Annotated in this window: 2 protein-coding genes; both read right to left on the bottom strand. The window is 56.8% G+C overall.

What is annotated here, in order from left to right; translation table 11 throughout:
• Positions 1-40: 40 nt before the first annotated feature.
• Complete coding sequence (locus QWL29_RS26455; protein WP_305825836.1) at positions 41-1,621, bottom strand: phospholipase D-like domain-containing protein; 1,581 nt, start codon at positions 1,619-1,621, stop codon at positions 41-43.
• Between the two features lie 29 nt (positions 1,622-1,650).
• The coding region (locus tag QWL29_RS26450) for a hypothetical protein (RefSeq protein ID WP_305825835.1) at positions 1,651-1,945 on the bottom strand (295 nt) is incomplete at its 5' end.

The following is a 1,945-nucleotide window of genomic DNA, read 5'->3' as shown; positions in this document are numbered from 1 at the left end:
GAATTATCCACCTATCGATGTGTCCGGGGACATTAGACCACTACATGTCGATCTTGTTTGCAGCAGAGACGACTGCCTCGGTCACGGGCTGCGGCACGCTTGCCCGCCTGTCGACGGCGTCTCCGAAAAATTGCTTTGATGCCCCTTCCTGGATCTTCGCGTTCTTGTTGGCTCGATCAATCATCGCAACCTGCCCGGTCATGCCGTGTTGCTGGCCTAGCGTTGCCAGCGTGTCATAGGTGCGCGGAACCATTTGCGCTTTTTCAGGCGCTGGAATGACAACGAAGACGTGCAAGACCGGTAAGTCTTCGTTACTCTTACCAATCTTTGCGCAGTTGCGGTTCCACCCGGCGATGACCTTCTTGCGAACTGCCAGCAAGTGCTCGGCCCAGTCCTGGTACTGGAAATATTGGTTCTCCATGTACAGGTAGCCCGTGCCGGCAGCGGCGACGCGGGTCGCATTGAAATAGATATCCTTGATCGTGAAGTCGTTTTCCTCTGGCTGTGTCCTGACAATCTGCACCGTCGAGTCGCCACCCTCGGCCTTGCGCAGCAGGGTCGAGGGTGGCGCGGCGCACACGTAGGGCTTCGCCGAGCCAGCGCCGCCTGCACGTTCCCAGGCACCCTCGAAATTCTCGTGCAGCGGTATCAGCGCCCGCCCGCCTTCGATCCGGCAGGCGTAGTCGCGGTAGGGCTTTAGCGTCTCGAAATCGAAAAGGCCTTCGACGCCTTGCGCTTGCTCCTGCTTTGTCTTGGCGACGCCTTGTTCGCGCAGCGGATTCTCGACGCGATGCTCGGCGGTGTCCCAGTAGTCGGTCAATGAATTCAAGCCCATGACATAGCCAACCGCTTTTTTGCCGCTGATATAGGCAAAGTCGATCAGGATCGGCTTCTGATGGTGGGTGCCGCCCAGAGTGAAGAGCTTGCGCTCCACGGCGTCGGGCTTTCTCGACTCATGGTTTAGGGAGTCGTTGATGCTGCCGGAATCGCCATCGCGCGTGCGGATGCTGATGCCCTGCAACTGCGCCGCAAATGCCGCCCTGTACCAGCTGCAGCAGTATTCCTCTCTTGCCATGGCAGCGAGTTTATCTCCTGATATATTCCATTCCTTTTTGTGGCGGTTATCCCGGGCATGTTCGCGTATCAATTGCAGGCTGCGCTGGGCATTGATTTGCTGGACTTCGATATGGCCCTGTTGGATGCGCCATGGACTCTTTCCATGTGTGTAGCCAGGCATGTGTTTTTGTATGTTGCCGCCGCTATAGCTATACCAGACCAGCAAGCGAACTCGCACGCCGCGTCTTCCCGCCGCAATCAGCAAATCGCCATAGGTCTCCGCCCGCGGCCAGATGGCGCCATTGCGAACCAGTTCCATTCCCGGATCGAATCCCCAACATACCAGGTCGATGCTTTCCTTTGCCTCTGCAATGTCCTTGGCAATGGCAGCAAAGCCGTCTTTTCCGCAAATGTGCACGGTGAGCTTGTTATTGTGGGTGATGGGGTGAGTGGCATTTCCCTTTTTGTTCTTGTCTTCAGCAAACCATTGGATGGTGCTTGTCGCTGTGCAGCTGATCTCGTCGATATGAACCTGTTCGGTTCGCAGATATTTTTCAGAGCTCATGAAATCCCCCTGTTCAGTTCGCTGCCAATTCAGGAATGGGTGCGTCCGTCCGCGGAGCCATCAAGCGCACGCGCGCCTCGGTTCGATAGAAGCTGCTCGTCATGCAAGGTCTTGTCCTTGATATCAAACTTTCCCCAAGCCTTGAGATCGAATTTCTCACCGTTCCCAAGGGCGACTGTGTAGCCTGGTGCCCCGTTCACGTGCTCGATGGCGATACGGCCAAGGTCGTCGGTGATGCCTTCCTCCACCTGGGTGCCATTCTTGTAGAGGGTGTAAGGCACATTGGCAAACGGACGCCCGCTTCCGGCATGGGTTTGCAGCCTG

Source organism: Massilia brevitalea, from assembly GCF_030711405.1.
GTDB classification, from domain to species: domain Bacteria; phylum Pseudomonadota; class Gammaproteobacteria; order Burkholderiales; family Burkholderiaceae_D; genus Telluria; species Telluria brevitalea.
This window is presented reverse-complemented; position numbering and strand designations above follow the sequence as displayed.

Coding starts and splice junctions, on each gene's coding strand:
- QWL29_RS26455 (WP_305825836.1), bottom strand. CDS start 1,621: ATGAGCTCTGAAAAATATCTGCGAACCGAACAGGTTCATATCGACGAG.